This window comes from Shewanella sp. LC6 (assembly GCF_006385735.2).
Lineage (GTDB): Bacteria > Pseudomonadota > Gammaproteobacteria > Enterobacterales > Shewanellaceae > Shewanella > Shewanella xiamenensis.
Genome location: NZ_CP043903.1, coordinates 61,322 through 87,759, shown reverse-complemented (window position 1 = coordinate 87,759; position 26,438 = coordinate 61,322). Strand labels below are relative to the sequence as shown.

The 26,438-nt window shown below is 45.6% G+C and carries 18 protein-coding genes; 5 read left to right on the top strand and 13 right to left on the bottom strand.

What is annotated here, in order from left to right; all coding sequences use genetic code 11:
- The first annotated feature begins 298 nt into the window (after positions 1 to 298).
- The gene (locus FJD32_RS22870) at positions 299 to 1,354 is read left to right on the top strand and encodes an RNA-guided endonuclease TnpB family protein (RefSeq protein WP_088212891.1); all 1,056 of its coding nucleotides are present in this window, start codon (positions 299 to 301) and stop codon (positions 1,352 to 1,354) included.
- 13 nt (positions 1,355 to 1,367) lie between these two features.
- Here the strand turns inward: FJD32_RS22870 and FJD32_RS22865 are convergent, their stop codons facing one another.
- Positions 1,368 to 3,167 carry an ATP-dependent helicase gene (locus FJD32_RS22865; protein ID WP_086904625.1) on the bottom strand — a complete coding sequence of 600 codons (1,800 nt, stop codon included), beginning with the start codon at positions 3,165 to 3,167 and terminating at the stop codon, positions 1,368 to 1,370.
- A gap of 151 nt (positions 3,168 to 3,318) precedes the next feature.
- Between FJD32_RS22865 and FJD32_RS22860 the strand changes: the two genes are divergently transcribed.
- On the top strand, positions 3,319 to 4,158 hold the full coding sequence (locus FJD32_RS22860) for a hypothetical protein (protein ID WP_140907537.1): 840 nt from the start codon (positions 3,319 to 3,321) through the stop codon (positions 4,156 to 4,158).
- 48 nt (positions 4,159 to 4,206) lie between these two features.
- Here FJD32_RS22860 and traN read toward each other — a convergent pair whose 3' ends face one another.
- The 4 genes from traN to FJD32_RS22840 are packed head-to-tail and all read right to left on the bottom strand — an operon-like array spanning position 4,207 to position 11,435.
- Positions 4,207 to 8,502 (bottom strand): conjugal transfer protein TraN, encoded by a 4,296-nt coding sequence (gene traN / locus FJD32_RS22855; RefSeq protein ID WP_140907536.1) that lies wholly within the window; start codon positions 8,500 to 8,502, stop codon positions 4,207 to 4,209.
- Positions 8,503 to 8,504: 2 nt separating this feature from the next.
- Positions 8,505 to 9,656: a TraU family protein gene (locus FJD32_RS22850; protein WP_181159871.1), complete on the bottom strand. Its 1,152-nt coding sequence runs from the start codon at positions 9,654 to 9,656 to the stop codon at positions 8,505 to 8,507.
- Complete coding sequence (locus FJD32_RS22845) at positions 9,653 to 10,891, bottom strand: TrbC family F-type conjugative pilus assembly protein (RefSeq protein ID WP_240200029.1); 1,239 nt, start codon at positions 10,889 to 10,891, stop codon at positions 9,653 to 9,655. Before FJD32_RS22845 ends, FJD32_RS22850 begins: the two co-directional genes overlap by 4 nt.
- Before the next feature lie 37 nt (positions 10,892 to 10,928).
- Entirely contained in the window at positions 10,929 to 11,435 is a 507-nt protein-coding gene (locus tag FJD32_RS22840; protein ID WP_037426844.1) for a S26 family signal peptidase, read from the bottom strand.
- 74 nt (positions 11,436 to 11,509) lie between these two features.
- On the opposite strand from FJD32_RS22840, the gene FJD32_RS22835 reads away from it, so the two are divergent.
- Positions 11,510 to 11,935: a hypothetical protein gene (locus FJD32_RS22835; protein ID WP_083848303.1), complete on the top strand. Its 426-nt coding sequence runs from the start codon at positions 11,510 to 11,512 to the stop codon at positions 11,933 to 11,935.
- Between the two features lie 128 nt (positions 11,936 to 12,063).
- Here FJD32_RS22835 and FJD32_RS22830 read toward each other — a convergent pair whose 3' ends face one another.
- On the bottom strand, positions 12,064 to 13,269 hold the full coding sequence (locus FJD32_RS22830) for an RNA-guided endonuclease TnpB family protein (protein ID WP_037426850.1): 1,206 nt from the start codon (positions 13,267 to 13,269) through the stop codon (positions 12,064 to 12,066).
- A 45-nt stretch (positions 13,270 to 13,314) separates the two neighbouring features.
- Here FJD32_RS22830 and tnpA point away from each other — a divergent pair, with 45 nt between their 5' ends.
- Complete coding sequence (gene tnpA, locus FJD32_RS22825) at positions 13,315 to 13,731, top strand: IS200/IS605 family transposase (RefSeq protein ID WP_037426855.1); 417 nt, start codon at positions 13,315 to 13,317, stop codon at positions 13,729 to 13,731.
- 124 nt (positions 13,732 to 13,855) lie between these two features.
- Here the strand turns inward: tnpA and FJD32_RS22820 are convergent, their stop codons facing one another.
- The 6 genes from FJD32_RS22820 to FJD32_RS22795 all read right to left on the bottom strand — a co-directional run bounded on the left by FJD32_RS22820 (position 13,856) and on the right by FJD32_RS22795 (position 22,845).
- Entirely contained in the window at positions 13,856 to 14,308 is a 453-nt protein-coding gene (locus FJD32_RS22820) for an RES family NAD+ phosphorylase (protein ID WP_037426858.1), read from the bottom strand.
- Complete coding sequence (locus tag FJD32_RS22815) at positions 14,305 to 14,766, bottom strand: antitoxin Xre/MbcA/ParS toxin-binding domain-containing protein (protein WP_050991311.1); 462 nt, start codon at positions 14,764 to 14,766, stop codon at positions 14,305 to 14,307. The genes FJD32_RS22820 and FJD32_RS22815 overlap by 4 nt, the downstream gene beginning before the upstream one ends.
- 133 nt (positions 14,767 to 14,899) lie before the next feature.
- The gene (locus FJD32_RS22810) at positions 14,900 to 19,024 is read right to left on the bottom strand and encodes an Ig-like domain-containing protein (RefSeq protein ID WP_240200028.1); all 4,125 of its coding nucleotides are present in this window, start codon (positions 19,022 to 19,024) and stop codon (positions 14,900 to 14,902) included.
- Between the two features lie 305 nt (positions 19,025 to 19,329).
- The gene (locus FJD32_RS22805) at positions 19,330 to 20,235 is read right to left on the bottom strand and encodes a thioredoxin fold domain-containing protein (protein WP_140906686.1); all 906 of its coding nucleotides are present in this window, start codon (positions 20,233 to 20,235) and stop codon (positions 19,330 to 19,332) included.
- Between the two features lie 55 nt (positions 20,236 to 20,290).
- Positions 20,291 to 22,285: a helicase-related protein gene (locus FJD32_RS22800; RefSeq protein ID WP_140906687.1), complete on the bottom strand. Its 1,995-nt coding sequence runs from the start codon at positions 22,283 to 22,285 to the stop codon at positions 20,291 to 20,293.
- Between the two features lie 68 nt (positions 22,286 to 22,353).
- Positions 22,354 to 22,845, bottom strand: coding sequence for a hypothetical protein (locus FJD32_RS22795; RefSeq protein ID WP_140906688.1), 492 nt, complete (start codon positions 22,843 to 22,845; stop codon positions 22,354 to 22,356).
- A 144-nt stretch (positions 22,846 to 22,989) separates the two neighbouring features.
- Here FJD32_RS22795 and FJD32_RS22790 point away from each other — a divergent pair, with 144 nt between their 5' ends.
- A complete protein-coding gene (locus FJD32_RS22790) occupies positions 22,990 to 23,712 on the top strand; it encodes an HDOD domain-containing protein (protein WP_140906689.1) in 723 nt (240 codons plus the stop codon).
- A gap of 30 nt (positions 23,713 to 23,742) precedes the next feature.
- On the opposite strand, the gene FJD32_RS22785 is transcribed toward FJD32_RS22790, so the two are convergent.
- The gene (locus FJD32_RS22785) at positions 23,743 to 26,427 is read right to left on the bottom strand and encodes a TraC family protein (RefSeq protein ID WP_140906690.1); all 2,685 of its coding nucleotides are present in this window, start codon (positions 26,425 to 26,427) and stop codon (positions 23,743 to 23,745) included.
- Between the last annotated feature and the right edge of the window lie 11 nt (positions 26,428 to 26,438).

Sequence of the window (26,438 nt, the reverse complement as noted above, 5' to 3'; positions counted from 1 at the left end):
AGGTTCGGCTGCGCAATTGCACTAGGAAATCGTTATTTCCTAGTGAAACTGGAGGTAAATCAGAAATAGCTAAAGCCACCGATACGAAAGCCATGAACAGGTGTGTACATCATGGCCCTGAAAAGAATGCCTACTGAAAAGTAGAACACTTAGAAAGGCGAAGGGCATCCGCCTACATACACATTATTTTAATTTCACAGGTTTGTCAATCTGTCAGTTTAAGCGTAAAACCCCACACTTTAGGGGTGGGGATGTAAGCGCCCTTGCATTTAATTGATGTCTGTATAAATATACAGCCATGCACACAAAAACCCTAAAAGTCAGAGTAAAAGACAAACACCAAATCGTGCTCACTCAGCAAGCGAGGTCGGTCAACTTTGTCTGGAACTACATCAACGAATTAAGCTCACGCTCCATCAAAGAGCGGGGGCGGTTTTTGTCTGCATTTGATATTCATCCTTACACCAAAGGCGCGAACAAAGAGCTAGGACTTCACAGTCAGACGCTTCAATGTATCGCGAAAGAGTACGTTACTCGCAGAGTCCAATTCAAAAAGGTTCGCCTTAACTGGCGCAAGTCGGGTGGTGCGAAACGCTCCCTTGGCTGGATACCAATTAACACGGGCGCGGCCAAGTGGAAAAACGGTCAAGTGTTCTTCAATGGTCACTATTACAGCGTGTGGGATAGCTACGGCCTAAGCAAATATCAGTTCAAAACCGCTTCATTCAACGAAGATGCTCAAGGGCGTTGGTACTTCAATGTGGTGGTTGAAATCGAAACTCAAGCAAGCTCAGGGACAGCGAGTGTCGGTATCGACCTTGGTTGTAAAGAAGCGGCCACTGATAGCAACGGTCATAAAGTTGTTGGCCGCCAGTACCGCCAGCTCGAACAGCAATTAGGTATTGCGCAACGGGCTAACAAGAAACACCGAGTTAAGGCAATTCACGCCAAAATCAAGAATCGCCGCAAGGACGATTTGCACAAATACAGTCGCCAGCTAGTAGATGGTAATGCGGCGATTTTCGTTGGTAACGTCAATTCCCTTTCTTTAGCTAAAACCAAAATGGCTAAGTCCGTTTTGGATGCAGGATGGGGAATGCTCAAAACAATGCTGGAATATAAATGCGCTCACGCAGGCGTTGTTTTTGAAGAAATCAACGAGAGTTACACAACCCAAACGTGTTCGTGCTGCGGGGAAATCCCCGCAAGCAGTCCGAAAGGTAGAGCAGGCTTGAGAATAAGAGAATGGTCTTGTAGCAGTTGTGGCGCTACGCATGATAGAGATGTCAATGCAGCCAAGAACATTCTTGCGGTCGGGCATGACCGTCTAGCTGTAGGAATCCACCCCCTTTAGGGGGTGGAGGATGTCAAGCGGCGTCAAAATCGTCAGCATCGTCTTCATATCCAGACTCCAGCTCTACAACCCTTTCTTTGTTAACCTCGTACAGAAACTCACTGGGCTCACTGGTGTAACTCATAGTGAGCGACGAGATAGCGCGGGTCATGGCCACATACATTAATCGACGTTCTTCCGCTATCTTACCCTCTGCTAACGCCTCTTTGCTCGGGATGGTTCCTGTGTCGCTCCCCACAATCCACACGTTGTCGAACTGCAAACCTTTTGAAGAGTGCATAGTGATCAATGACAGCTTAGGTGCGGCCTCTTCTGATTGGTCTTTACGCTTTTTGCTGTCTAACGAAGGCTTCAGTTGCGCAATACTTTCTCCCAGGCTCTCCCAGTGACGTCCAGCAATGACATCACCGACGACTTGAGCATGTTTTTGGTCGCGCTTATCGAGGTGTATGGCTAACAATTTAACGATAGATTGCATGTAGGTTCGCTTAGCATCCTCACGCCCTGCAGGTATGTCATGCCAGCCTTCAGCTAATGAGTGGAATTTTTGCAGGTCAGCATGATGACCAATCTCCGCATGTTTAAGGCCGCCAAAGGTCGTTTTCGCCGTCCGGCATAAACCAATAATTCTTGCCGTTTCCGCCTCTGGCACTGACAAAGCCGCCAAAGCCCGATGTAGGGTATGGTCATCATGTTTGCCTGAAATCACAGAGGCAATTTGAATCAAGCTGTAGGGTGCTACGCCATCAAAAAACGACTTACCGCCGCGTCGATTGTACTCAATGCCATGACCCTGAATAACCGTTTCAACGCGATCAAGGATGGCATTATTCCTCGCAATTACTGCCCACGTATGAGGCTCTTTGCTCACCGCATCTAAAATCTGGTTAAGCTGGTTATCCATCGTGCCAGACTTAATGATTTTGACAGTCCCTTGCTCTTCCCTAACCGCATTCATCGGCTTATCAATCCTATCGGGGTTATTGAACTTAATCAGCATACCCGCTCGATTCAGGATTTCCTTTGAGCATCTAAAGCAGTCTCTTAGCACGTAAGCATCTGCGTTAAACTCTGACTGAAAGGCCACCATGTTGTCGTATCCTTGGCCACCCCTGAACGAGTAGATAGCTTGATCGTCATCACCAACGACCACCAGCTTTTTACCAAGCAGCGCGTGTTCACGTAGCCACATGTATTGCAGTGCATCGGTATCTTGAAATTCGTCTACCAGAATATGCGTAGCCGACACAGGAGGGATTTCACTTTGCGCCAGCCAACTCACGGACAGTTGGCATACGACGTTAAAATCCGTCTTGCCCTGCTTAATCAGCATATCTTTGTAAAGCTCGTACAAGGCAACTTCTGTGCCACTATACTCTTTTGACAGGTCTTGGCTTCGGCCCATTTCATCAAACAGCCTAACAACGTCCGGCACCTTAAATCTGAACTTATCAATGAGGTCTAAATGGTCAGCTTCATTGAGCACCGACTTAACGAACAGCATTAACTCATTGGCCATTAATAACCGGCGATTAAGTTTGCCGCGAGTCATCGCTAACGCAGTTGAATGAAAGGTACTGATAGTTACCCGTTCCATAGCTCGTGGGGTAAGGGCGTGAAGCATTCGCTCAGTGAGCTCAACACGAGCCGCATCCGTGAACGTAAGTAAATGGACAGAATAGGCGCCATCTCTGGACAGTAAACGCTTAGTCAGCTCTACCAAAACATAGGTTTTACCACTTCCAGGTAATGCACAAACAAGGGTATTGTCGTCACGTTCGATGACTAACCCCTGATCTTTTGTTGAGCCCATTTAAACTTCACCATTAAATTTATGTGTTGCGCGAATGATAAGTTTCGTAAGCTAAACAATCAACCTTTTAAACACTCTTCTTATATTTCAAGAAATTTGCCAAGTATTAGGCCTGTGTTAACATTGTTGGTAATTCTATCAGGAGTTCACCATGAAAAAGACCTACTCACTTGCCGCTGTTCTTGCTTGCACCGCATTGTTCTCTGGTTGCGCGTCAACACCAACTGACAAATCAGCACCTAAAACAGTCTCTCAACTCGATATTAAATCTGATGATTCTTTTGCATTTAAAGTTTTCAAGTTGGGTCATGGGGGGCATGGGAATATCAAAGACAAAATTGTTTCTGATGCTGAATGGGAGAAAATTAACGGCTCTAGTGGCTCGGTTGTCGCAATGAACGCGGCAGCTGGCGCAGCTGGCTTAGGTGTCATTTCAGGTTCCGGCCTATCTGGTGGTCTATTAAATGCGGGTCTATTTTTCTTAGGTTCAGGGGAGATCCCACCTTTACCAACATTTATGTTTTATCAAATTGTGCCAGCAGATCAGATGGAACAAGCAAAAGCTGACTTAATCAAAACCTACTTGCCAGATGGTCAGAAATTTGAACTCTCAGCTGGAGTTGATGGCAGAACTGTAGTGCTGGTAGATTCGAATTATTCAGATTTACCATTACCCCAATACAAAGGTAAATTTGCTGCATTGAGCATTTCTACAACTACCTTGCTTAGTGGGGCTGAATTGAAATCATTGCTGAATATTGGTGATGGAAACGGTAGTTATGCGATTTTAAAGTTAGGCATTGGTTCTTGTTACCAAGTTGAGAGCAGTAAGTTATTAGCTCAGACCTTTGAATATCCATCCTACTTTTATATGCCACCAAAGGCACCTAATTCACGCAAAACTTGTGAGTCTGTTGATAATTCCTTGACTGATTATCCATATATCATTGACGTTAATACCAAAACTCAGCGCTTCTTCGTCAAAATGTAATCTTATACCCGCAAGCATTTAACAAAATGCTTGCGGGGTTTTGTCACTTTAGATTGGGCAAGATGGTGGTCTTGGGAAACCTGAACAATCTAGGTTAGTAGCAGGGGAAGCGTTTTCAAACGCTTCTCGAACTTTGACACCAGTATCCACCCCTAACTGATTTTTAATCCTGTCATCGGCGCTGTCTCGCGCATCGGGGTTAACTATGGCATCTTCACCCGTTTTTTCCATGTCAGGCTCAGGGAACATACCAGATTCAGTCATTAACCCCACCCACTCGCTGAAGTCTACTTTTCCTAGGTCGATATTCGATAATTCGTCTAGGGTTAATCCACGGCACATTTCGTTGTCATGCCATGACACTGGATTGTGCCCAAGTTGAACAATCACCTGCTCCATGATAATTCGAGCTAAGGTACTCTTGAAACAGCAATACTCGTTGTGCGCCTTATCAGTACATATCCCTAATGTCTTTTTACAAGGCACTTTACGGACGAAGAAGCACTTGCGTTCTTTCAGCTCGGTCCCCATTTTCAGCTCTTCCTCGTCACAGGCCGTTAGAATCGTATAAAGCAATTTGAGCATGTTATAAATGGTGTAAAGCATCATCACGAAAGAAAGCGCTGCTATGAGGTTACTTACAACACCTTCCATAGCCTGTGCGCCAGCACCTTCTGCTAAAGCACCTGATTGCTCTTTGGCTACTTCAACCCCTAGCGCTTCAGCCCCAGAAACTATAGCTTCCTGCATCGCCTGCGGCATCACATCGTAAACCCACTGGTAGATTTCTGTTTTTACCGTATCGATTGAGGTAGCCAAATCAGTGAAAAAGTCAGTAACAACGGAGCCTGCTTCTCCAGAAACTGTGGTTGCTGCGTTGCCGGCTGTAGCCGTAGCTTCGGAAGAAAAGGATTTACCAAGATAATCCCATGCACCTTTTGCGGCCTCCGTCGCTGGTTTAGTTGTGTCAGATACCCAATCAACAGCATCATTCCAACCACTTTTTACCATGCTCCAGCCTTTTTTGGCATATTCCCCGCCTAAATACTCATTCACCCACGCGTTCTCACTGGACACTGCATTTTGCCCAGCTTTGAAGGTCATTAATGACAGTTTAAATAGGTTGGATGTGGTATCGGTGCCTTTGGTGGAGCAGCAATCATTTACCTTGAGTTGATCCCAGCTACATTGCTCAACACTGCCAACGAACACTTGGCAGGTATCAGGATTAGTAGGGTCCGTACATGATGACCCATTGTCTAATTCGTTTATAGCCGCGTACATCGCAGCAGTTTGAACAAAGTCTGTATTGGTCTCTTTTGCTTTTGTTTCGCAATTGCCATTCACACATGAAATATCGGTAAAACAGGTATTATTCTCTACTATTTCAGTTTTAGTTATGACCGAACCGCTCTCGCAGCGATAAGTCACATCCCACCCAAAACATGTATTAGTTGCCGAATCAAGCCACCCCTCCGCGCACGTAGATGACTCAATACTGCATTTTTCATCTGACGTATACTGACTGCACTGATCACCCATTGTCCGAATGTCAGAATACCCAACTGTTCCACCATTAAAGGGTAGTCGATTACCCTTAAGAGGATCACACACATAATCTTCCATGTGCGCATACATGCAAGGAGTAAGGCCATCGTCCCCCTCGTATAAAGGATCTAGATTGACAAGTGCAAACATATCCTTGGTTTTTTCTAACGCATCGATAACTTGTTGGTCTGAGGATATATCACGCAGTACTTCCCAATGAGCGAGATAAAGTGGTGCGTTAGCACGTTTGGTCCAATCTTCTGAGGTATTCCCTCGCCCAATGATAATTCGACGTTGCTTTAAAGAGTCAAAACTTCCACCGTACATCTGCTTAGCATCAAAAATCTGGCCATTCTCATTGTAAAACCGAGATGTAACACCGTTGTTTATTTTGACAGCAAATACAGACCATTTATTCCGCTTGGGTAGGACGTTTACAAACTCTGTACCATACATACCAGGGCCACTGTAGATACTATGAGTTTGAAACCCAATTCCCTCTTTGCATACCCATAGACCGTCGTCGTTCTTATTGTCACCTTCATCATCAGTGGTACCAACTATGTTACCGCAGTTTGATTTAGTCCCATTTGCCAAACTTGGGTCAAAATCCCTACGCATAACCATTAATATTACGTCATTTGCCCCAGACACCGCCTGAACCCCCGGAGCACCATCTATATCCGAAAGGTTTAGCACACCACCGTTATTGATTAACTCAGAATCTAATCTAGCATCGCATTTCCAATCAGATGCCGTACAAAAACTGTCTGGCGTTGACAACGATGCCTCACATCCTTCTGGTGACTCAACAATGTCCTCAACCCAGTTTGCAAGCAAGTCTTGATCGAAATTGATAGTGATACTGGTATACCCTTCCCCCAAATTTTTTACGGATAGCAACTGTTCGACGGTCAGAGTGCGATTCTTTGCTAATGCAGTCTGGAATGGCACAGTCACATCAATGGGGGACGCAGTTATGGTGTTACCAATATCGGAGCAAGACTGTCCATCTAGTGGGAAAGTCGAAGACTGGTTAAGAATTGTGTCATTAACTGATAATTTAAAATAATCGTCATATCTCGATTTCCCTATAGTCGCGGAAACAATGTTTATTCCGTCAAGCAATCTGAACGATGAAGCATTGCGATAGACTTTACACGTACCATCATCATTGTCTGGCAGAGCGTTATCCGTTTCATCTCCCAAAATGATTGAAATACAGCGTTTACCGCAATACCCAAACCCACTGCCAAAGATTTTATTCTCGTTTGGTGGCGTTAAAATTCGTTCTCTATTACAGCTTGAAAGATTGTTTCTGTTTGGCTTAAAGCACTCTTCGATAGTATTTTTAATCAGTGAGTCATCGATAGTAGTTTTAGTGACAGTGTCCGTCGAACAATCCCCGAAAAATTGTCCTCCACTACCATTAAGAATGTTTTGCTGTTCCTGTGATCCAGATTTAAGGAATGAAGCATCCTTTCCAATAGTGTGTGGCGGGTTCTTGTTTTGAGCATCAAGCAAGGTTAGATAAGCATTAGCACTATGATCTTGCGCATCATTCGTTTCATCTTGATTTGCCCCTACAACGGGCTCTGACTTTCCATAAGCCGTGTTTCGCTCAACGGCCTCTTTAATCGATTTTTGTTGCGCCTTTTCGTCCTGATAAGTACCTGTTGCAGATACGTTGTAACCGTTATTGGAGTCAAGCCCGAGCATATCAGCATTGGTCATATTAGATGTGGTCATATCTGTTTGACCAACATTCCGGTAATTAAGCTTAATATTGTTAGTTGTGCCTCCTGGCAGCTCAATGGCGCCTACCGCGGATTTGCCAAAATCGCGGCCCATCTGCATAAAGTAATCAGGATCTGATAAGTTTCCCTTCGCCGTAATACAGGTATTGCTGTAGGGATCTAACTCTTTTCCAGTTGGACAACTGGCGACAGAACCCGAGGAATTAACACATGAACCGTTCATTAACGTCGTACCTGCCGGGCAGCTCGGGGCAGTCCCAGGCATACACTGACTACCATCTTGATAGTAGCCTGCCGGACAGCTTACAGTTGATACAGTGATTTCGACTTTCTGGCAGTTGTCATCACCGGCAGGCGTGTAGCCAGTTGGACAAGTGGAAATGGTTCCCTCATACAAGGTTCGCTTACAGGTTGATTCGTTTTGCTTTTGCCAGCTTTGATCAGGCAATGTAACTGAGACCGTCTCGTCCTTTTTACAGAGTCCGAGGTCTACATAGGTTTGTGGGCAAATTTGCTCTACTGTTTCTGCCGCCCCACCTTCATCCGGGCAAGTTTTACCCAATGGGGTCTGCAGTTTAAAACAAATTCCATTGCTAAATGTTGTGTACCCTGTGGGGCAACTAGCCCGAGATGAAGCGCTTTGCCTTGCTGAACAAAGGTTAGGATACAGAGGGTCATGATAGTTCCACGATTGTTGAGAGTCCAACCAGTTTGTCCCAGTGGGGCAACTGTTTATCGTTGTCCGGGACTCGTTTTTGGCACATGTTTGTAAGCCATTTACCGTGGTGACTGAATAGCCCGGTGTCGAGCATGACACTACCGGGGCTGCATAAGTGTACTTAATACAGGTGCCATTGGAATAGCTCCACCCTGTTGGGCAGGAATACTGAAGAGATACTGGCAATGGGAGATCTGCAAATGCAGGGCTACTTGTGAGAAATAGCGCCAGAAAACTCATAGTTAAAATATTGAATAAGTAAATGCTTCCTATTCCGTAAGAGATTACCTTTTCCCACCACGTAACCAGTTTATCTTCCATTGTTATTGAACCCTCACACAGCAATCGGTGTATCTGAAAATTGAATAAACCGCGTGTTGGTCTTTTCCATTACCAGGAGACTTTCTACCTGAACCCCACCAAATCGTAGGCCAACCGAGAGGGTGACAGCATTCATCCCATGAACCATCTAGGGTTGATTTATTTTTATCTTCGCTGTTGTCGTAATTGCCAGTTTCAGGATTTTGTAGATCCTCAATATTAAAAGCCTTCGTGGGTTTCACGGCTGATGCTGCTGCAGGATTCGCTTCAGGAGACGGATACATCATAGAAATTTTGTACTGCGCCTTAGGGATCATTGGACTGTACTCGGCGTTACACATCGCCTCTTTACCGTAAGTTTTTCGCGCTAACCCCCTGCGATGTAGCGCAGCAAGTGAACGAGTCGTGATTAACTGGGTATTGCGGATAAAATCATTGTCGGCCCCAATAAAGCCGGTTAATGGATACAAGGGACCATCTAAACCAGCGCAGAACCACAGCGCCTCGTTAGCACTGCCGCTACTAGCAGTGATCATCCCATCGGCAACACAAATGGCGCGGCCAACAGGATTCGCAATCGGAATTGCGTCAGGAGTGAACAGAAATGATAGCGCCGAGTTTTCGTAGGTGACATCGAGAATTGACATGTACGCAATATCGAGGTCAAAGTAACCAGGGGATGTGTCGCACTCAGGCAACAAGAAAAGACCTAACATCTTGAAAACCGGATTGATGATGTAGTTGTAATGTAAGAACGATACCGTTTCGGCAGATTGAGTATCTGGGTTGGATGCCCTCCCCCGCATCGTCATGTCATTTTGTAGCAAGGTTCCACCCAGCGTTGGACTGCACCATGGCGTTGCAGAGACTTCAACTAAATGATCAGGTGACCAGTAACCCAGAGATACCCCAAGCTCCGGCACACCCAGAGCATCCGAGCATGAGCATAAACGACTCGAATTAGCCCCTTTAGGCACATTGTCCGAGAATCCGGCGAGGTTAAAAGGTAGCGTACATGACCAGCAAAAAGAGTTAATCAGGTTTGAGAAATAGCCAGCATCGGGGCAAACCGAGTCCGGCATACTGTTCGCACTCACATTTACGGACATCATGGAAGCCAGAAAAACAGCTACTTTTGCGAACTTCTTCATCATTTGGCACCGCCATTTGGAGCTACTAATAGTGTCGGTAATCCCGCATTACTCAGAGTTCGTTGACCAATCTCAGTGACGCGGATTTCTCCCTTAAACAAATCAACTAATGCGGGTAAATGCTCAAGCTTAAAACGAGACACCATCGTCGGTTGCATCAAGTACAAGCGACGGCCTAGTTTTGTCTGCAACCGGTTAAATTCGCTTAAATCGCTACCCGCTGGCAGAGCTGATAGCAGCACGTAAACTTGCTTGTGATCAGTCACGGAAAGTACATCATTCATCCACGCCAGCTGACGCTCACTGGTTGGGTCAATCATGAATAAGCGGGTTTCCATTTGGAGTAATGCTGTAGGATCTACAACATCACCGGCCTTGGCAAAATACTGGCCATCCGGCGTTGTTTGGTCTTGGGTAAAGCGAACACGCGGGTCAATTTTGTAACGCACATCCTCGTCTTTAAGGCTCTCTGTCAACTGAACCTCTTTACGGTTAACGAATCGGCTAACGGCCTCGTGCTTTTTCTCTTCCCAATCTACTTTTTTGAGCTTCTGTTGGATAAGTTCGAGCATGTCCATCTCAGTAATGTCGTAAGTGTCTGACAACTTCCCGAGCGAGCCGCTTTGCAACAAGCCTTCGGACTGCTTAACGAAATCTTCTAATGACTGTAGCCCTGTCGCGGTAACCACTTTGCCACCGTTGCGATACACCATTGTTGGCGCTACTTCGACTGCATAGGTATTAAACAAACGAGGGTCTATGATAACTCTTGGAGTAACATCTAAATCTGCTTCATCTATCACTCTATGAATGGCGTTGGAGGCATCACGCAGACTTTCAGATTCATCTTTCAGGCCTCTAAATACGACTGTTGTTTTAACTTGGCTTTGAGATGCTGCTCTCAGCGCTGATTTCAGCGTGTATGCTGGCATACCGAATGAAGCGAAAATGAATACCTCTCCGTTTGCGGCTATCTCTTGCTGCACAACAGGCGTGACAGGTTCTGGCTTTGGCAGCACTTGATGCCTGATCGCATCGGCCTGCTGGGTGAGCATTTGTGCTTGTGAAATGTAAGATTGCTGCCCCCAAGCAGCGGGGAGGCCACCTTGGGGCTGCTGGGTATTGTTCTGCCTCATAGCCTCGATTTGGCTACGGACTTCATCCATCTGTCGTTTTGCATCCAGAATAAACTGCTGGTTATCGTCTGTAGCCATTGCATCGAAATAAATGGCAGACATCGTTACCGCCACAAACAAGCTAACAAGAAACTGTCTATTAGATAATGAGGTAAGCACGACCAATCACCTGCTGAGTTTTGATTGAACCAAAGAAACGACTGTCATAACTGCCAGGTTCTGTGCCTAACACAAAGATCCCGCCATTCTCTACAGTCCGAGTACCAATGAGCTTTTGTACATCGATATTCAGCGCATTCGCCGCATTGTCGATAGGTGCTGGGAACCTGTGTTTTTTGTTGGTCACACTAAACCTCCCTATTTCTACGAGGTCTCCTTCGACACCTGCCACTAACTTTATGATGTTGATCCCTGACGGAAGAATGTCGGTTTGAGGAGACATGAACATCACCAGCTCGCCGCTATTAACGTGTTTTTGTCGTGTGTCTACCACGAATACTGAACCTGGAATGCATTTATCGCTGTTGAGTACCAATATCAGTTTATAGCTATGACTAAACCACGTAGTAGCAGCTGTAATGACGGCAGCAATACAAAATGGAAGTAAATACGTGTGACGCCAGTGAGCCTTGTCGAATTTGATCATCTACACATTTCTATTAGTATACAGTTCATGTATATTACTAGACGGAATGCAGTTCAGCAACAACGAGAGCGGCGATGAAATCTACTGTGAATGACTTAGAGCTAATTTTGAATCAACTAGGAATTGACCCGACAACACTGATCCCAGTGAATATTACAGGTCTTACAATTGAAGAGTTGGACCGCATTTCCGCACACGTAGAATGTGGGAAGAGTTTTGTGAATTGCTGTAGAACTCAGAGCATATTGAATGCTGAACTTATAGTGCAAGGGATCGTGATTGTCGCGATAGGTGATAATTTAATCGCGCTAGATCATCGATGGTTAAAGCGTGGCGACTACTATTTAGACCCCACATTTAGTTTATTCAACAGCACCAGCAGCCCTAATGATACCTATGTTCTTAGCTACTTTATGCAAATTGAAGTTGCAACCGCAAATGCTGCTAATGATTCAATATCCGATATTTCGATCGATTCATTAAGCAAACTAGCTCAATAGTGAACAACCATCTTCCGTTTAGACCCATTTAACCGAGGCCTCAACCACCTCGGTTTTTTTTGGTTTGGGTTAGATTTTACTTGTCTTGACATCCTCCTCGCCGTAAACGACGAGGATTCCTACTGCGGTTAGGCGCGAACGCCGGACTCGCTTCGGTGGGTTCCTGCTGCTGGCGGCATTGTTGCACCACTCACTTCACAGGCTAATCGGGCGTGTCCCGCCCTTAATACATTGATCGCGCCGACGACATCGGCGTTTTCTTCAAAGCCACATTCCACACAGGCAAACCGAGCTTGCGTGGCGCGGTTATCCTTCGATATGTGACCACAGCACGGACACGTCCGGCTGGTGTTTTTCGGTGGAACGGCGATCAGGTGGCCGCCATTCCATGCCAGCTTGTAATCGAGCTGGCGACGGAACTCAAACCAGCCTTGATCAAGAATGGCTTTATTCAGGCCTGACTTCGCCCTAACATTCCTACCCTGTTGCTCGGCGGTTCCTGCCGCTGATTTTGACATGTTTTTGACCTGCAAATCTTCAATACAGACTATCGCGTGGTTTTTGCTAATGTCGTTTGATATTTTATGCAGGTAGTCACGGCGGCTGTTGCCGATATTGGAATGAATGCGCTGAACTTTGGCTTTGGCCTTTTTCCAGTTATTGCTGAATTTTACCTTGCGGCTCATGGCCTGCTGCGCCTTGCGCAAAGCGGTTTCGTGCCGTTTGAAACTGTTGAGCGGGGCGTAGAAACGGCCATCGGACAGGGTGGCAAAGCGGGCAATGCCCATGTCAATGCCGATGGCATCGCCCTGATGCACGGCAATTTCAACTTCCCGCTCGGTCTGGATCGATACATACCACTTACCACAAACCTGACTGACCGTGACGTTTTTAATCTCACCTTCCACCGTCCGACTGTTGCGGTAACGCAGCCAGCCGAGCTTGGGCAGGAAGAGTCGATTATTGCCTTGCTCCAGTTTCACCCCTTGTGGATAGCGAAAGCTATCTGACTGACCCTTCTTTTTGAAGCGCGGGAAGTCTGCTCGTTTGGCAAAGAAATTTTTGTACGCCCGATCTAAATCTTTCAGCGACTGTTGCAGCGTTTGAGAAGGTGAATCAGACAGCCATTTTGTTTCTGGCTCTGCTTTCCATTGTGGTAACAGATTATTCAGTTCAAAGGCCGATAGTTTCTTTTCACCCAGCTCATGTCGTTCTTTTTGCAACGCCAGCGCCTTGTTATAGACAAACCGACAAGCACCGGAGAAGCGGCGCATCTGGCGCTGCTGCTCTCCAGTGACAATCAGTTCGAATTTGTAGGCTTGCAGTCGTTGCATGGCTTGCTCATACTGTGTCAATACAACTCAATTATAGATTGGTCTATGGAAATTGAAAGCGATTTAAGGCATGGCAGGCATTGTGTTTTTAAAATGCACGTTCATTTGGTCTTTGTAACAAAATACCGACGAAATGTCTTTACCAAAGAAGTGCTGGATGATCTAAAAATCTTTTTTGAAAAGGTCTGTCTTGATTTTGAATCAGAGCTGGTTGAGTTCGACGGTGAAGACGACCATGTGCATTTGTTGGTGAATTACCCGCCGAAGGTGGCCGTGTCGAATCTGGTTAACAGTCTCAAAGGTGTATCCAGCCGGATGATCCGAAAAAAGAATTACCCTTCGATCAAAAAGAAACTCTGGGGAGGTGCGCTCTGGTCGCCCAGTTATTTTGCGGGGAGCTGTGGTGGTGCGCCAATTGAGATCATCCGGCAGTATATTGAGCAGCAACAAACTCCGGCGTAGCCCTCAGAACGGCTTCGCCGTTGCGCTATTCATCCTCGCCCTGAACGGCGAGGTTTTCCGCACTATCCGATAAATAAAATGAGAACCCGCTTAACCGAGTTGTCTATGCTAGCTAATCAACAACTTAAATTAGTCTTGGATCGATTTGATATTTTAAATCAACGGCATTCTTAACCGACTCAATTACAACTGGATTGGAAGGGTTGACCAACACATTGTGCTCCAAGGGCACAATAAACGAGGGCACCATCAGTCCAGCCGCCGATTCAGACTCTATAAACGAATCTCCAAGCCCTCTGGACATTATGTCGTTGTATCGCCACCCCTCGGCCAATTCGCTTTGTGGCAACATCATCAATTCACTTTCGGGCAATTCCAGTTCAAGCGTGACGAAGTTATCGAATCTTCGGGGTGAATTGAGATGCACTAAGACTTCTAGGATTGCTAGAGATAGTGTAGGAGAGGTATACACCATCGGTACTCCCAATGAGTTCCAGCGCCCCCCATACATTGCAGCCCCTTGTCCATTCCATGCAGAATCCACGTACTGCTTTGATACAATGCGATAGAGCTTCACATGTAAACTCCGTGCATTAATCTATTAATTAGACGAATGACATCTAATGTGCCCGACTCAGAGCCCATTAACTCAATTGGTCTTTTACCGTTCAATCCAATTGCGGGTTCATTGAGCCATTGAATAGCATCAGCCTTGTTTCCACCAAGCATCAAAGTTGCTGCTTCATACATTCGTATCATCCTTGCAAACGCTTCGCTTTCACTAGGTTTCAGTCGATGTTCTTTATCCTTTACCCGACGGGCGAAGGTTGCCCGGCTTAAACCGGCATACTGAACAAGGTTCGTAACGGGCATGGAAACGGCTTCGGCAAAGCGATTCACAACATCAATACTAAACCCATGATTTATTGCGTCACTTAGCACAGGGCCTTCGCCAGCAGGCAACCCCACTTTAGCCCAGATAGATTGATGTGCTTTAGGTTTTAATCTGAACTCACGTAATTGTTGAACAGCCATATCAATGACTCCTGCATTCCAAAATTATGATTAATTATCGCACTATACGTCTCATTTGACAAATTTTAATGTCTCACATGAAATTAGCATTTATAAAAAATCCCGCACTTGCGGGATTCTTTATTTGAACGGTTTAATATGTGTAATGTTTCTCAATAGAATTTGAGTAAGCGCCAGAGTCATCCACGCCTCTAGCGATAATCACAGCACTATAACCAGTTGACTTACTTACGTAAATATAAGATCCAATGTAGGGTGATACTTCACCGTTAATGTTCCACTCGTATTTCGCCATCTTACCATCTTCGTCAGTACATATCAGATCGAGTCGGAGAATGTTGGAATAATTGCTTTCCTTCACGTTACATTTGGGTTCTACGTTTTTGGCAACGGGGATTTCCATTTCGTACTCCCGTTGGATGTTGAATACGGATGTCATAACCGCTTTTAGTTTGTGAACACCCGCTTCAACACCACTTACCATCACCCTCAGATTGGTAGGCTCCACCAGCTTGCCATCTAGATACCAACTAACCGTGTTGATTCTGTCTAATGGATGTCCCATTTTGCCTGACAAGTTTGCTATCACGGTTAATGGCTCGCGCATCATAGTGTTGCTATAACGTGGCTCAATGCTCAACTGGGGCTCCGGCGCTTGGTTGGTGCCAATATAGCTTGAAACCACCTTAGCGTTTCCTCTGTTATCGGTGACCGTAGCTTGAACATTCTCGGTTCCCGCTTCCGTCACATTGAAAACCACTTGCTTATCTGACTTACGAACCACTTCAAATGTCTCAGGGATTTTCCATTCTACTGAGAAAGTCACTCCTGAATAGTAAGGAGGGAGATCTGTCGGTGTGTTAATCAACATTGAACCAGAAGTTGGGGCATAACTACTGTTCGTTTTGCTGATGATCTCAAAAGATGGGAAAGTATATCTCCATGCAGCAGGCGTTAACCGTTTCAGGTTTTCAGTCTCAGCCTGATACCCCTCTGCCCATGCTCTGACTTGTAGTGTAACCAGCTTATTAGTGACATCTGCCGCTGTTGGGGTGTAAGTAATAGATGGTGATAGAGTTTTAGTACCGTCCGGCAAAGTCCATTCAGTAATGATTGGAGTACCTGCGGCAGTATCAGCTAAGGTAGTTGTCACATCTAGTGTGTAGGGTACACCTTCTTCCATCGCTTTGATTACTGGCAACGACATTCTCACAGGTTGTAATCGTGCAGCACGTACAATCTTAGTAGCCTTCGAGAATCTAGCATCACCAGCCAGCTCAGTATTCACGTAAGCAGCGCGTGCATAAACGTTGTAGCGAGTATCGTTGTCCATTGTTAATGTAAAACTATCATCACCATTAACCCAGTTCACACCATCTAAAGACCATTGGACCTCCGTTGAAGTCAAGTCGATAGATTCGTCATTATCCAGAAGTTTGTACTCACCAGTTTCCCCACTATGCAATGCACTAACCCCTTCAATCTTCAGATCAGGTTGCTCGTACACCAACACCTCTTGAAAATCAGTGGTTGTTCTAATTCCACTGTATTTGTTCGCAATCTGCGCTCTAAATTGGTAGATCCCTTTTGTTGATAATAGGAGTTGAACAAAGTCTTTGTTAGTGGCAATTTCTTCCCACGTACCGCCACTATCTTTCGACATTTCCCAAGTCACGTCGCCTTTAGCACGACGGTCATTTAGTGTATTAGGTACGTATAGCAGTTGAGCCGCGAATGGCGCTTTACCCGCCATGCGCTTTATCTGGATATCTCCGTCAATAGCCTCACCTTTATAAATCTGGAAAAATGCAGAATTACTCTTAATCGTTTTTTGGTAATCAGCCAGTTTACTGTCCACAGTCACCAGAGCCACTAAGCGAGAACTGCCGATAGAAAAGTCCTTGAATGGGATTTCCGCAGATGCCACACCTTCACTGTTAAGCTTTAATGGCTCTGTTAGGTTTTGATAGCTAGTACCTTCTTTGTTTCGCGACTCCAATGCAATGACCGCAGACCAATCACCCATAGTCTCTTTATCGTAAGTCATTTTTCGAGTTAAGAAGTCCAGAGAGCCAATACTCACTTTAGCAGTGATCGTAGACTGAGTGTTTTGAAGTACCTCGGGGGTTTCTAGCTTCGCTACAATAGTATTAGCTGGCACAGTCAGAACTTTAACCTTCTTAGTGCCTAACGCGGTTTTGTCCCCAGTGTACTGAGCTTTTAGCTCAATATCTCTTGTGGTCCACAAGGCAGATGCCCCCACACTTAAAACTTTACCAATTCGCTTTTTAGACTGAGCTGAGCCTGATTGTGTGTAAGGGTATAACACCTGAGTGCCATCACTGCTAGTGATTGAAAAAGTTAAATCACCGTTAATAAACTCAGCTGACGTGGTGGTAATCACCCCACCATCAACTGTCGTCGTAAAAATGTCAGGTTTAAATTCACGGTATTTAGCAACAGTTACTACTGGCGGCTCCGGCTCAGTCACTTTAAATGCTTGCGAACCCACAAAGCTGAGCGCTTCTGAGTTTTTTCGGTTGATCATCCAAACCTTGTACTTAGCCTCGTTAAGTGAGGATGTACTGGTCGCTTTTTGGAACGTACCCGCGAGCACTTGCTGAGAGTTAGACCATTGAGAGCCTGTGCCATCAGGGAATTGTAGCCATTCAATAAAACAGCGATAATTTAACTGACCACCAGCTTTACGTGCCTGCTCAGCTGACGCATACATGCGACAACCAACCCCCTCGGTGTTTTTGAGTGGCATAGAGACCGCTTGAACACCTCTTCGATAGGTCTGGCTTCTGTCATCTATCTGCCATTTTACTGGCATATATCGAATTGAGACTTCCTGTACTGATGTGTTACCAGCATTATCCTGGACTACCACAGATAGTAATTTATCAGTATTGGGCTCTAATGGAGTATCTGGAGTTTTGAGCATTTTTAAATACTCAATCCCTTCATCAATACCATCTCCAAGAACTGATTGGCCATCCACTGACGCAGCAATCACCTTCCCCCCACCAGACATGGAATCAACAGCCGCAACGAGAATATCATCAAAGAAATAAATAGGGTCGGCAGCGTTAACAATGCCGCCGTTAGTGTTGTAAATCCTGATAGTTGGAGGATTTCTATCGATGTTACTGGACTCACCTACGACACCTTCCCAGGTGTTGCTGTAAGCGTCCGTCAACGTCGCGTATGGGATGTAAACGCCATCTGGAAGCGAAGACAGGTTAAACTCGAATGCCCATACATCGGAATGCTGCTCAACGAGCTTAGGGCTCAGCTTAAGTTCTCCCGTAGGTAAGGTAATAACATCGGTAGAGAGAATGTCATTTCCTGCCAGGTTATAGCTTGGTTGTTTGATTGAATACTGTGGATCTGGTTTTAACGTAATAGTCGCCTGTGGATGCCACCACGTACCGGATTTACCCGCGTGAGGGGTAGCTACTGTTAATAGCGCTTTTTCGTTCTCGATAGTTAGTGTCGTGCCGTCTGTAAATGTTTTAGTGATTGGCACCTCGTTACCCGAGGCCACCGCTTGCATCATATAATCGTCGAGTGTCGCGGTCCTGAAGTCCCACGCGAGATTGTATTGCGACTGATATTGGCCATTGATGGTTTTGAAATAACCATTATCCGAATCCACGCTCATGCTGTAGTTGGTTGAGCCCGTCGAACTGCTTGTGTCGGTGACAATAGTCGTGCCAGCTGTGGACATGGTACATGATGTGCTGCCAATCGGGATGGTACACGCCCCGAGACTCGGCGCATTAACTACTTGGGTATATGGCCTTGAATCGGTCTTAACTTGGACGGTTTTGAGGATGTTTCCCTTGCTGTTGCTGGTTACGTCCGAGCCTAACTGGATACCAGTGGTTAAGTCACTTACGATTTCAACGATGTTTGGGGAAATAGCTTGCGCCGCTTCCACAGTCATCGAGCCTGTTTCAACCAGCACTTTTTCACTGCCACTGCCAGAATAAATACTTACGGTATACCCGATGATGTTATTGCCAGAGTTATTAAAGTAACCCTGAATACCATCGCTGTAAGTGCTTAACCCTGATGGCAAGCTCCACTCCAGTAAACAGAGCATGTTACCTTGGGACTGCGTAAAGGCTTTTGCCGCCGCTACATCCGTCGTTAAGCTACAACCCGCACCGGTTCCTTGAGTTGGTTTGATTTGCACCTGCTGGACGTTAGCCACCACTCCTGAAGGTGGGGTCAAGACGATTTCGGGCATTTTTGCAGACAGTTCACCAGTGATGGTTACACCGGATACAGCTAAAGCGTTAAATGACCACGCCGATTGCGCTAGTATAAGTAGCGCTATGGCGGATTTACTGAAAATTAAGTCGCCCATTCTGAATCCAACATTTTTTTATGATTACATAGGTTATCAGAATTATATAAATGGATATATTTATTTACCCATTTTTTAAGCAATTAACGGGAATTTTGCGATGAATAAATGCACATTAAATTAATCAAATGAGTTTATGATACCAAGGAGATCCCATATTGGGATCTCCTTATGGAGATGGGAAATTAATTGACTGATGCGGAGAGTTGTAGCGAGTTTATGGCTTGGGAGATTGCGGCAAAGTTATTCACAACTTTGACCATTTCACCACCATTGCGATAAAACAGCGTTGGCGTACCTTGGATGCCCAGTGTACCCATGAGCTCAGAGTTTTGGATGATGGCCATCTTAGTTTCTGGGGTTGGTGTTGCAGTGGCATAAGCAGCTTTAGTTTGCTTCGCCTCTTCGTGCTTCCACACCGCGTCCTTACCGCCATCAATCATGGATTGGATTGCTGGGACAGAGTTGGCGCTGATCCACGCTAACGGCACCAAGCGCACATCCAACTGTTTGCTTTCAATCTCGGGTTTCAAACGTGCGAGTAAGCTACTGCAAGCACTACAGAAGGGTTCAAAGAATACATAAATCGCTTTCTCAGCTGACGCTTGTTCATAGCCCAGTTGAATGTATTTCGCCGCAGTGAGACTTTGCCAATCCTGCTCAGTGTAAGTTTGCTGAGCAACAGGTGCGCGTTGTGCTCGACCTGCTTGTTGTGGCTGATTCCTATCGGCTTCGGAGATGCCCAGCGTCGTCGCCCACTGCTCCGTTAAGTTGACGCCATTCGCATCCACCAGACCACCAGCAATAACAAAGTCGCCCGTGCTCCAATAAATTTGTTTTTGGCCACTCAGATCCACCAGCCAACCCGTGATATTTTGCGAACCGTCGGTGACACTCCATTTCTGGATCACTTTGTTATTGGCGTTACTGCTTAACAAAGTTGCTAGGGCCGGTGGGCCATCTTTGGCGACACCCGTTGGTAGTGATGTTTTATAGCTGTTGAACTGGCTCACTACCCAAACGAGAAGGGCAAGAGCCAAGATAACAATAAATGCGATGAACGATTTTTTGCTTAACGATTGTAGTTTCATACCTTACCCATAAACCATAAAGCTCTTGAGTTAATAAAATTGTGTTGATTCTGACCTAACTTGAGGTATCAATCAACTCAATTGCATCGTTTAAATCATCAAGATTGATTTTGTAACCGAACAAATATCGCTGATTAACTCCCGTTTGCGAGCGACCTGATTTGGTTAAATCGCCAAATCCTCTCAGTTTCATGTCCTCAATCGCTAGCGTCACGCCATGTGAAATTTGAGAAATTAATTCAAGCCTATCCTTTGATTTTGGGCTTATTTCAGGGGGTAACAGTAAATCAAAGTACCCTACCCCTCCGTGCCTTGCTAAGCGCCCTCTAAGCTGATGGAGTTGGACAAGACCTAGCCTGTCTGGATTCATCACAATGCAGTGGGTTAACCCTTTAATAGTCAGCCCAGTTTCAACTAATGTCGTCGCGACCAGCACGTTTGCATCACCCGTATTGAGCGCATCGATTGCAGCTGCATTTTCTTCGTTTGTTAGCCCTCCATGCGCCAGAACAACCCCGCTACCATCCGGTAGGACGTGGCGATTACTATGGATGAATCGGCACCATTTCTCGTATGTCTCTGTCGCATTCTGAATATCCGCAAATGCCTCACACTTGCTTTCATCTTTTAGGGCGCAAACGATCAATAACTTTTGGCCGCTTTGAAGCGTTTTTAACGCTCTTATTGCCAAGTCTCGACCAGCGTAATGCTCTAACAAACGACTCTCAATACGCTTATCTACGAAGCAATGCTTTAGCTCGTATACCTTCAGTACTCCATGTTTCAGCAAAGCCGCAGTTCGCGGTACTGGGGTTGCTGTCGATTCCAGTAAATGCGCCCCGTCAGCGCAAAAAAGCTCACGCTGTTCTACTGAAAACTTGTGCTGCTCATCCACGACGGCCAGATCAAATGTGAATGGCCACTGTTTGTGTATAATCGCCGTTGTACCAATCAACATTCGACATTGGGAAATCTCTTCAATGATCTCCCCTTCAATGACTAACGTCGGGCTGATGTCAGGGTAATACTCAGAGAACTCTCGATGTAACTGACGCGCTAAATTCGAAGTAGGCAGCATAATGGCCACTCGCCCACCAGCATCCACAACTGAGGCGGCACAGGTGCCAATCACACAGCTTTTTCCGGTGCCAACGTCACCAATTAACATCATGTGTTGAGATACTGCCGTGGTCATTTGCGCAACCATACTTAATGCCGCGGATTTTTGTTCCTCGGTCATTTGGAATGGTAACGATTTAATGAGGTTATCTATCGCCTCTGACTCAAACTGCAACGGGACACGCTTTACTCCCCACTGTGACGCCAATTTCTTTGCCTCTGCACCAATGAGGACTGCTGCTAACTTACTAACTTGCCGAATACGTGCGTAACCTCGTTGAACACAATCGGGGAAATGGATCTCCTGTAACATCTGCTCGATGTTGTCACTCGGGGCTGCACCCAGAAATTGCTTTAGTCGTTTGTTACTTACAGCGGTAGATGAAAGCAGATCTCTAATCTTGTCAGCACACTCCTTGATAACATCACGTTCTGACAGTAAGCGGCTGAGGAAATCGATTACCTTGGGTTCCGCTTTGCTCCTTCCCTTGGCCAGTTCATAGCACACATGCAACCGCCCTAAATCATCGGGGGCAATAAACTCCTGATTTTTTAAAATCAGTTGTTGGTTTTGATATTCCGGTAAGCCATAGACATAGATAGGGTGATGCTGATTAGCCATCGCGAGCCCGTTGCTCAACGATTTTAGGTTTTCAGCTGTGTCGTAAACGAAGGTTTTCAGTCGGAACCCCTGTTGGTCTGTCAGCTCAACAATGATGAAGGGACTGCGTTTTTTAGTGCGTCCTAACTTGATGTCAGATACGGAGTGAATATGACCGCCGAAAAGCGTCATCCCAGAGAAGCCTTGATAGGGATTCAAGTCATATTGAACAAGGCGTAAATCTTTGTATTGTAGAGGCATGACAAGTCCAACTTGCCATAGCTCCGTTATGCCAAACTTGGATAATTGCTCTAAAGAAGTGTCTGTCATGCCCCAATCCGATTCGTGTTCTATGTCTCCATTAGATCACGCTTCTTGATTGAGGCAAATTTTGAGAATTAGCTGTTGGGACCAGCACACTGCACGAATTCTTGGAATCCCCTTTTCGTCGGCTGCGCTTCTCTTTCGTCACAGCGTCCTAGGAACTCGATTGGCTTATTAATAACCCCCATACACGAGGCCAACGTCCAGTAGCTCCCAAACGATGCGCTATGACCCGATTGATAGTTGTTATAGGCCGTGTGAATTAATCGACGAGTAATTTCAACAGGGATCTGATTACTACCCTCGGTGTACTCTTTAGCAATATAATAATCAATAATCACCCCTTCTGGATTGACTTCGCTTTCAGCGTACTTAGGTGCCTCTAAACTGCCAGGGATCCATTTAGCCCCAGTCTCATAACCATGTGCGTAATAGCGAAACTGGGCCATAGCAACAGCACAGCTTTCAGCCTCATTAGGCGCTGGTGATGCGAATACTGGCGCCGTGAACGAATAAAAAACAGCCAAAATCAAACCTATCACCATACAATTTATATTTCGCAACATGCGGCCTCCATAGTTAAAGTAGTTTATACTAATTAATTTTTTGTACGGCATAGATACTGATGTACGATTACACTCAACAGGTGTTTCATGATAATCTTCTGTCTAAGCGTCTAAGCGTCTAAGCGGTTAATTAATGGATGATTTATGGCAAACTACACCCTCTCGGCTAAATCAATAACTGATGCTACCCAAAGCGCTCAGTTTGATTTACTTATCAAAAATGTCCCCGTGCCGGAGATTAGGGAAATTTTGAAGCACGACGATCCCATTAATGAACTTTACCGACTTGTTCGTAATGATGCTGCTCTCGCTGCGTTGTTCCTTCGTGTAGCAAATTCAGCTTCATTACCCGTCGTTAAACACTTTGATGATTTAAAACGTGCAATCACCAAATTAGGAACGCTCAGAAGTGTCAATCTGATCATTACCTACATGCTAAGACAACTGTTGCCTAGCTCCGCTTATGACGTCAGTACACAACTCATAGACTATTCAATCGATACCGCCATCGCACTCGACAGCATTCAGCGCAAGCCCAGTTCGTATATCACAGGCATTTCGTTATTCGGTGGAGCTATGCTGGTAGCTGGTTACGCTGATCACATGGGTATTAATGTCACAATTGGTGAATGCACAGCACTCAACCTTGAACTACTTCCTGTGTTCATTCGACACTGGTCATTCCCTGAAGAAACACTGCAAGCAATTGAGCTGTATCTTGCCAATGAACATTCGAGTATCGCATTAGCGATTTCCGCTGTTGCCCATAAACATCGGTTATCCCCCTTCCCTGGAGTAGACTCGAGCCTCCCTGAGAGACAGATTATAGAAGTTGTTTCCTGTATCAACGCTAATCTATTCTTTTAAGTACGTTCGCGAGGCCTGCGAGCATCAGGCCTAAGATTCATTTTCGGCGTCGAATCGACGTCGCCATGTCCCGACTAGATCTTTTCCTTCCCTTTCAGCAATCATCTGGCAAGCGGTAAACATATCGACCCCCTTGTCTTTCATCATGATTTCAATCTGTTTTTTCTCGTCTGGAGCGGTAGAGTAAGTCAGTGCTTTAGCCCTTGGCAGATATAGCCTGCCTACAGATTTTGTGCCGCCACTGCATAACAGAACTTCACTGAAAAACGGCCTAACCGTCTTGATATTCCTCAGTAAAAGGTAATCCTGCTCAATGAACTTACCCTCTTTATTGAGTCGGGCCAGTTCCTCACCGTTTTGCATGAGGTAGAATAAGTGAGCCGAGTTACTGGCCATCGCGATACCCGCAGGCGACTCGTTGGCATCCTTCATCGATTGGGAAATACACACACCCAAGCTGTTGTACTTACGGAAACGACGCCAACCTGATTCGAGGAATTTTGCCAGTGTTTGAAGAACCTGACGGGTCTGCTCATCTACACCCTTGTTTTCCTTCAAGAACTCCCACGCTTCATCGAGAATAAAGGCTTTCACAATATGAAGTTGGTCATGCCTAAACATTTCCTGCTGAATACGTTGAATACACAGCATGATACACACCGCTTTGAGCTGGTCTGAACCGTTAAGTCCGTCAAGCTCTAACACCACTAAATCCTTCTCAAACTGAATGGGCGGCTTGTTAGGGTTGAACATCCAACTGTTTTGGCCACCGCGTAAGTAACACCAAGGGGTCAATTGGTCGCTGATTTGCCGCACTTCTTCACGGGTATGTTTTGCACAAGCATCAGCGAAATCGTCAATACTGGTTTCCCTACCCTTCTCGTTCCACAGTTGCATGAGCAATACTGACATTGCAGAGTATTGATAGCTGTTACAGTCTCCAAGTGGGAAAGCCATCAACTTCAGGACGTTCAACAGCATTTCACCTTGAGCGCCTAAATAGTTGTTAGCGTCACTATCTACAACGCCTTCATCAGTATCTTTTTGAGATTCGTCGATACTCTTAAAAGGACATAGGTTAAACGCAAATCGGTTGTCCGGCATAACCTCAACGAACTGTCCTGCGTACAACTCTGTTGTTTTTACGTATGAGCGGCCTGAGTCGATGATGAACACGCGACCACCATCAGGATCACCGTGGATATTACCAAGTGCATCTGGATAACGGTTTTCTCCGGTTGAAAGTAGACCTTCAATCAAATAGTTAGCAGAGACCGACTTCCCAGCGCCAGAGGTTGCGGTTATAAAGATGTTGTAATTGGAGTCTGACTTTAATGGGTCAAAGGTGATTAACTGACCATCACGGGCAATGTATGTCAGCACAGGATGTCGCACTGCGTTCCCTGGCCACGATGCCACCATAGGAACGAAGAACTTGACCAAGTTACTCGGGAGAAAGTCAAAGCGTTCAATGAAACTACTGACTTCACTTGAGGTACACATTGGCAGACCATTTAGCCAAGTGAAACGGCCAATCAAGCTATCCACGCCAGCTGACCAACTAAAGCCTTCCATGCGCGTGATTAGTTTTTTAGTGCTGTTCTTAACTGACTTTAAAGTCGGTCCCCACATTTGAAAGTTTAAATGAAAGCGGCAATGCTGAGCCTTTTCGCGCTCTAGATAATGCTCGTAGTATTCAAAATCTTGCAGGCCGTATTTCAAAGACGAAATCCAACGAGCCCACGGGCCTTCACCTATCTGTTTGGCCATTAGGCGGCGCTTGGAGTAATCCTTAGCTACTTTCTTAGGGCTCATTTCAACCACGAGGTTGATCATGAAATTGCCGGGAATAGCGCCATCATCCCCTTTCAACCAATCGCCAGTCATTAAATGTAACGTGCCTTGGTAAATTGAATCTGGGAACTCTTTAATGCTCACACTTTGAATAAATCGTTTAGAACCATCTTCCGCTTTAATCGCCATGTAATCAGAACCATCGACTTTGACCTCAGTACCAGGTTCAAGCAACTGCGCACGGATGGGCTGAGAAGAACGGTAACAGCCTTGTCTACCATCTACTTTAATTCCACGGCGCCAAACTGCATTCGGGGATGGGTTGTGGATCATCTGCAATCGGTTAATTAGGATCTCCGGTTGCATTTTGGTCGCTACACCAAAGATTTGTTGTAATGACGCTTCATGGTTGTTAGCCATATCGACAAAATCTTCGACTTCCTCTGTAGACGGCATGGCTTTCTTGATAGGCACCTTGATTGACGCCCAAACCTCGAAGTTGCGAAGCGGTACACCTTCCATATCTCGCGAAGGGATTGAGGTATCAGCAAGCGCTTTATAATAATCAACCATGTATTCGGTCATATTGTCATTATCAATGACCGTATCGAACCGATTACGCTTGCCACGGCAATGTCGGTAATTGTCTAACACTGTTACTAAGTCGTCTGAAGCCACTAGCGAGAATTGCAGCACAGTCCCTTCTGGATAGACTTTTTTGAAAATCGAATCCAGCGTGGAAATCGTACTCGCACCATAACCACCTGACGGTGGGCATAGCCACGTTACGCCAAGGTAACCCCCTTCTAAGATGTAACCAAGATGTTCCCCTTCCTCACTCACAAATTCATCTAAGATTGGGATAATTGAGGAATATTTCTCAATGCCTAGACTATTTTTCCAGTTATTTACAGTTGTCATTTCGCACCCGT

Coding starts and splice junctions, on each gene's coding strand:
- FJD32_RS22830 (WP_037426850.1), bottom strand. CDS start 13,269: ATGCAACGACTGCAAGCCTACAAATTCGAACTGATTGTCACTGGAGAG.
- FJD32_RS22870 (WP_088212891.1), top strand. CDS start 299: ATGCACACAAAAACCCTAAAAGTCAGAGTAAAAGACAAACACCAAATC.
- tnpA (WP_037426855.1), top strand. CDS start 13,315: ATGGAAATTGAAAGCGATTTAAGGCATGGCAGGCATTGTGTTTTTAAA.
- traN (WP_140907536.1), bottom strand. CDS start 8,502: ATGGAAGATAAACTGGTTACGTGGTGGGAAAAGGTAATCTCTTACGGA.
- FJD32_RS22805 (WP_140906686.1), bottom strand. CDS start 20,235: ATGAAACTACAATCGTTAAGCAAAAAATCGTTCATCGCATTTATTGTT.
- FJD32_RS22815 (WP_050991311.1), bottom strand. CDS start 14,766: ATGGCTGTTCAACAATTACGTGAGTTCAGATTAAAACCTAAAGCACAT.
- FJD32_RS22790 (WP_140906689.1), top strand. CDS start 22,990: ATGGCAAACTACACCCTCTCGGCTAAATCAATAACTGATGCTACCCAA.
- FJD32_RS22850 (WP_181159871.1), bottom strand. CDS start 9,656: ATGATGAAGAAGTTCGCAAAAGTAGCTGTTTTTCTGGCTTCCATGATG.
- FJD32_RS22800 (WP_140906687.1), bottom strand. CDS start 22,285: ATGACAGACACTTCTTTAGAGCAATTATCCAAGTTTGGCATAACGGAG.
- FJD32_RS22845 (WP_240200029.1), bottom strand. CDS start 10,891: ATGTCTGCCATTTATTTCGATGCAATGGCTACAGACGATAACCAGCAG.
- FJD32_RS22835 (WP_083848303.1), top strand. CDS start 11,510: ATGAAATCTACTGTGAATGACTTAGAGCTAATTTTGAATCAACTAGGA.
- FJD32_RS22865 (WP_086904625.1), bottom strand. CDS start 3,167: ATGGGCTCAACAAAAGATCAGGGGTTAGTCATCGAACGTGACGACAAT.
- FJD32_RS22810 (WP_240200028.1), bottom strand. CDS start 19,024: ATGCCCGAAATCGTCTTGACCCCACCTTCAGGAGTGGTGGCTAACGTC.
- FJD32_RS22860 (WP_140907537.1), top strand. CDS start 3,319: ATGAAAAAGACCTACTCACTTGCCGCTGTTCTTGCTTGCACCGCATTG.
- FJD32_RS22795 (WP_140906688.1), bottom strand. CDS start 22,845: ATGTTGCGAAATATAAATTGTATGGTGATAGGTTTGATTTTGGCTGTT.
- FJD32_RS22785 (WP_140906690.1), bottom strand. CDS start 26,427: ATGACAACTGTAAATAACTGGAAAAATAGTCTAGGCATTGAGAAATAT.
- FJD32_RS22840 (WP_037426844.1), bottom strand. CDS start 11,435: ATGATCAAATTCGACAAGGCTCACTGGCGTCACACGTATTTACTTCCA.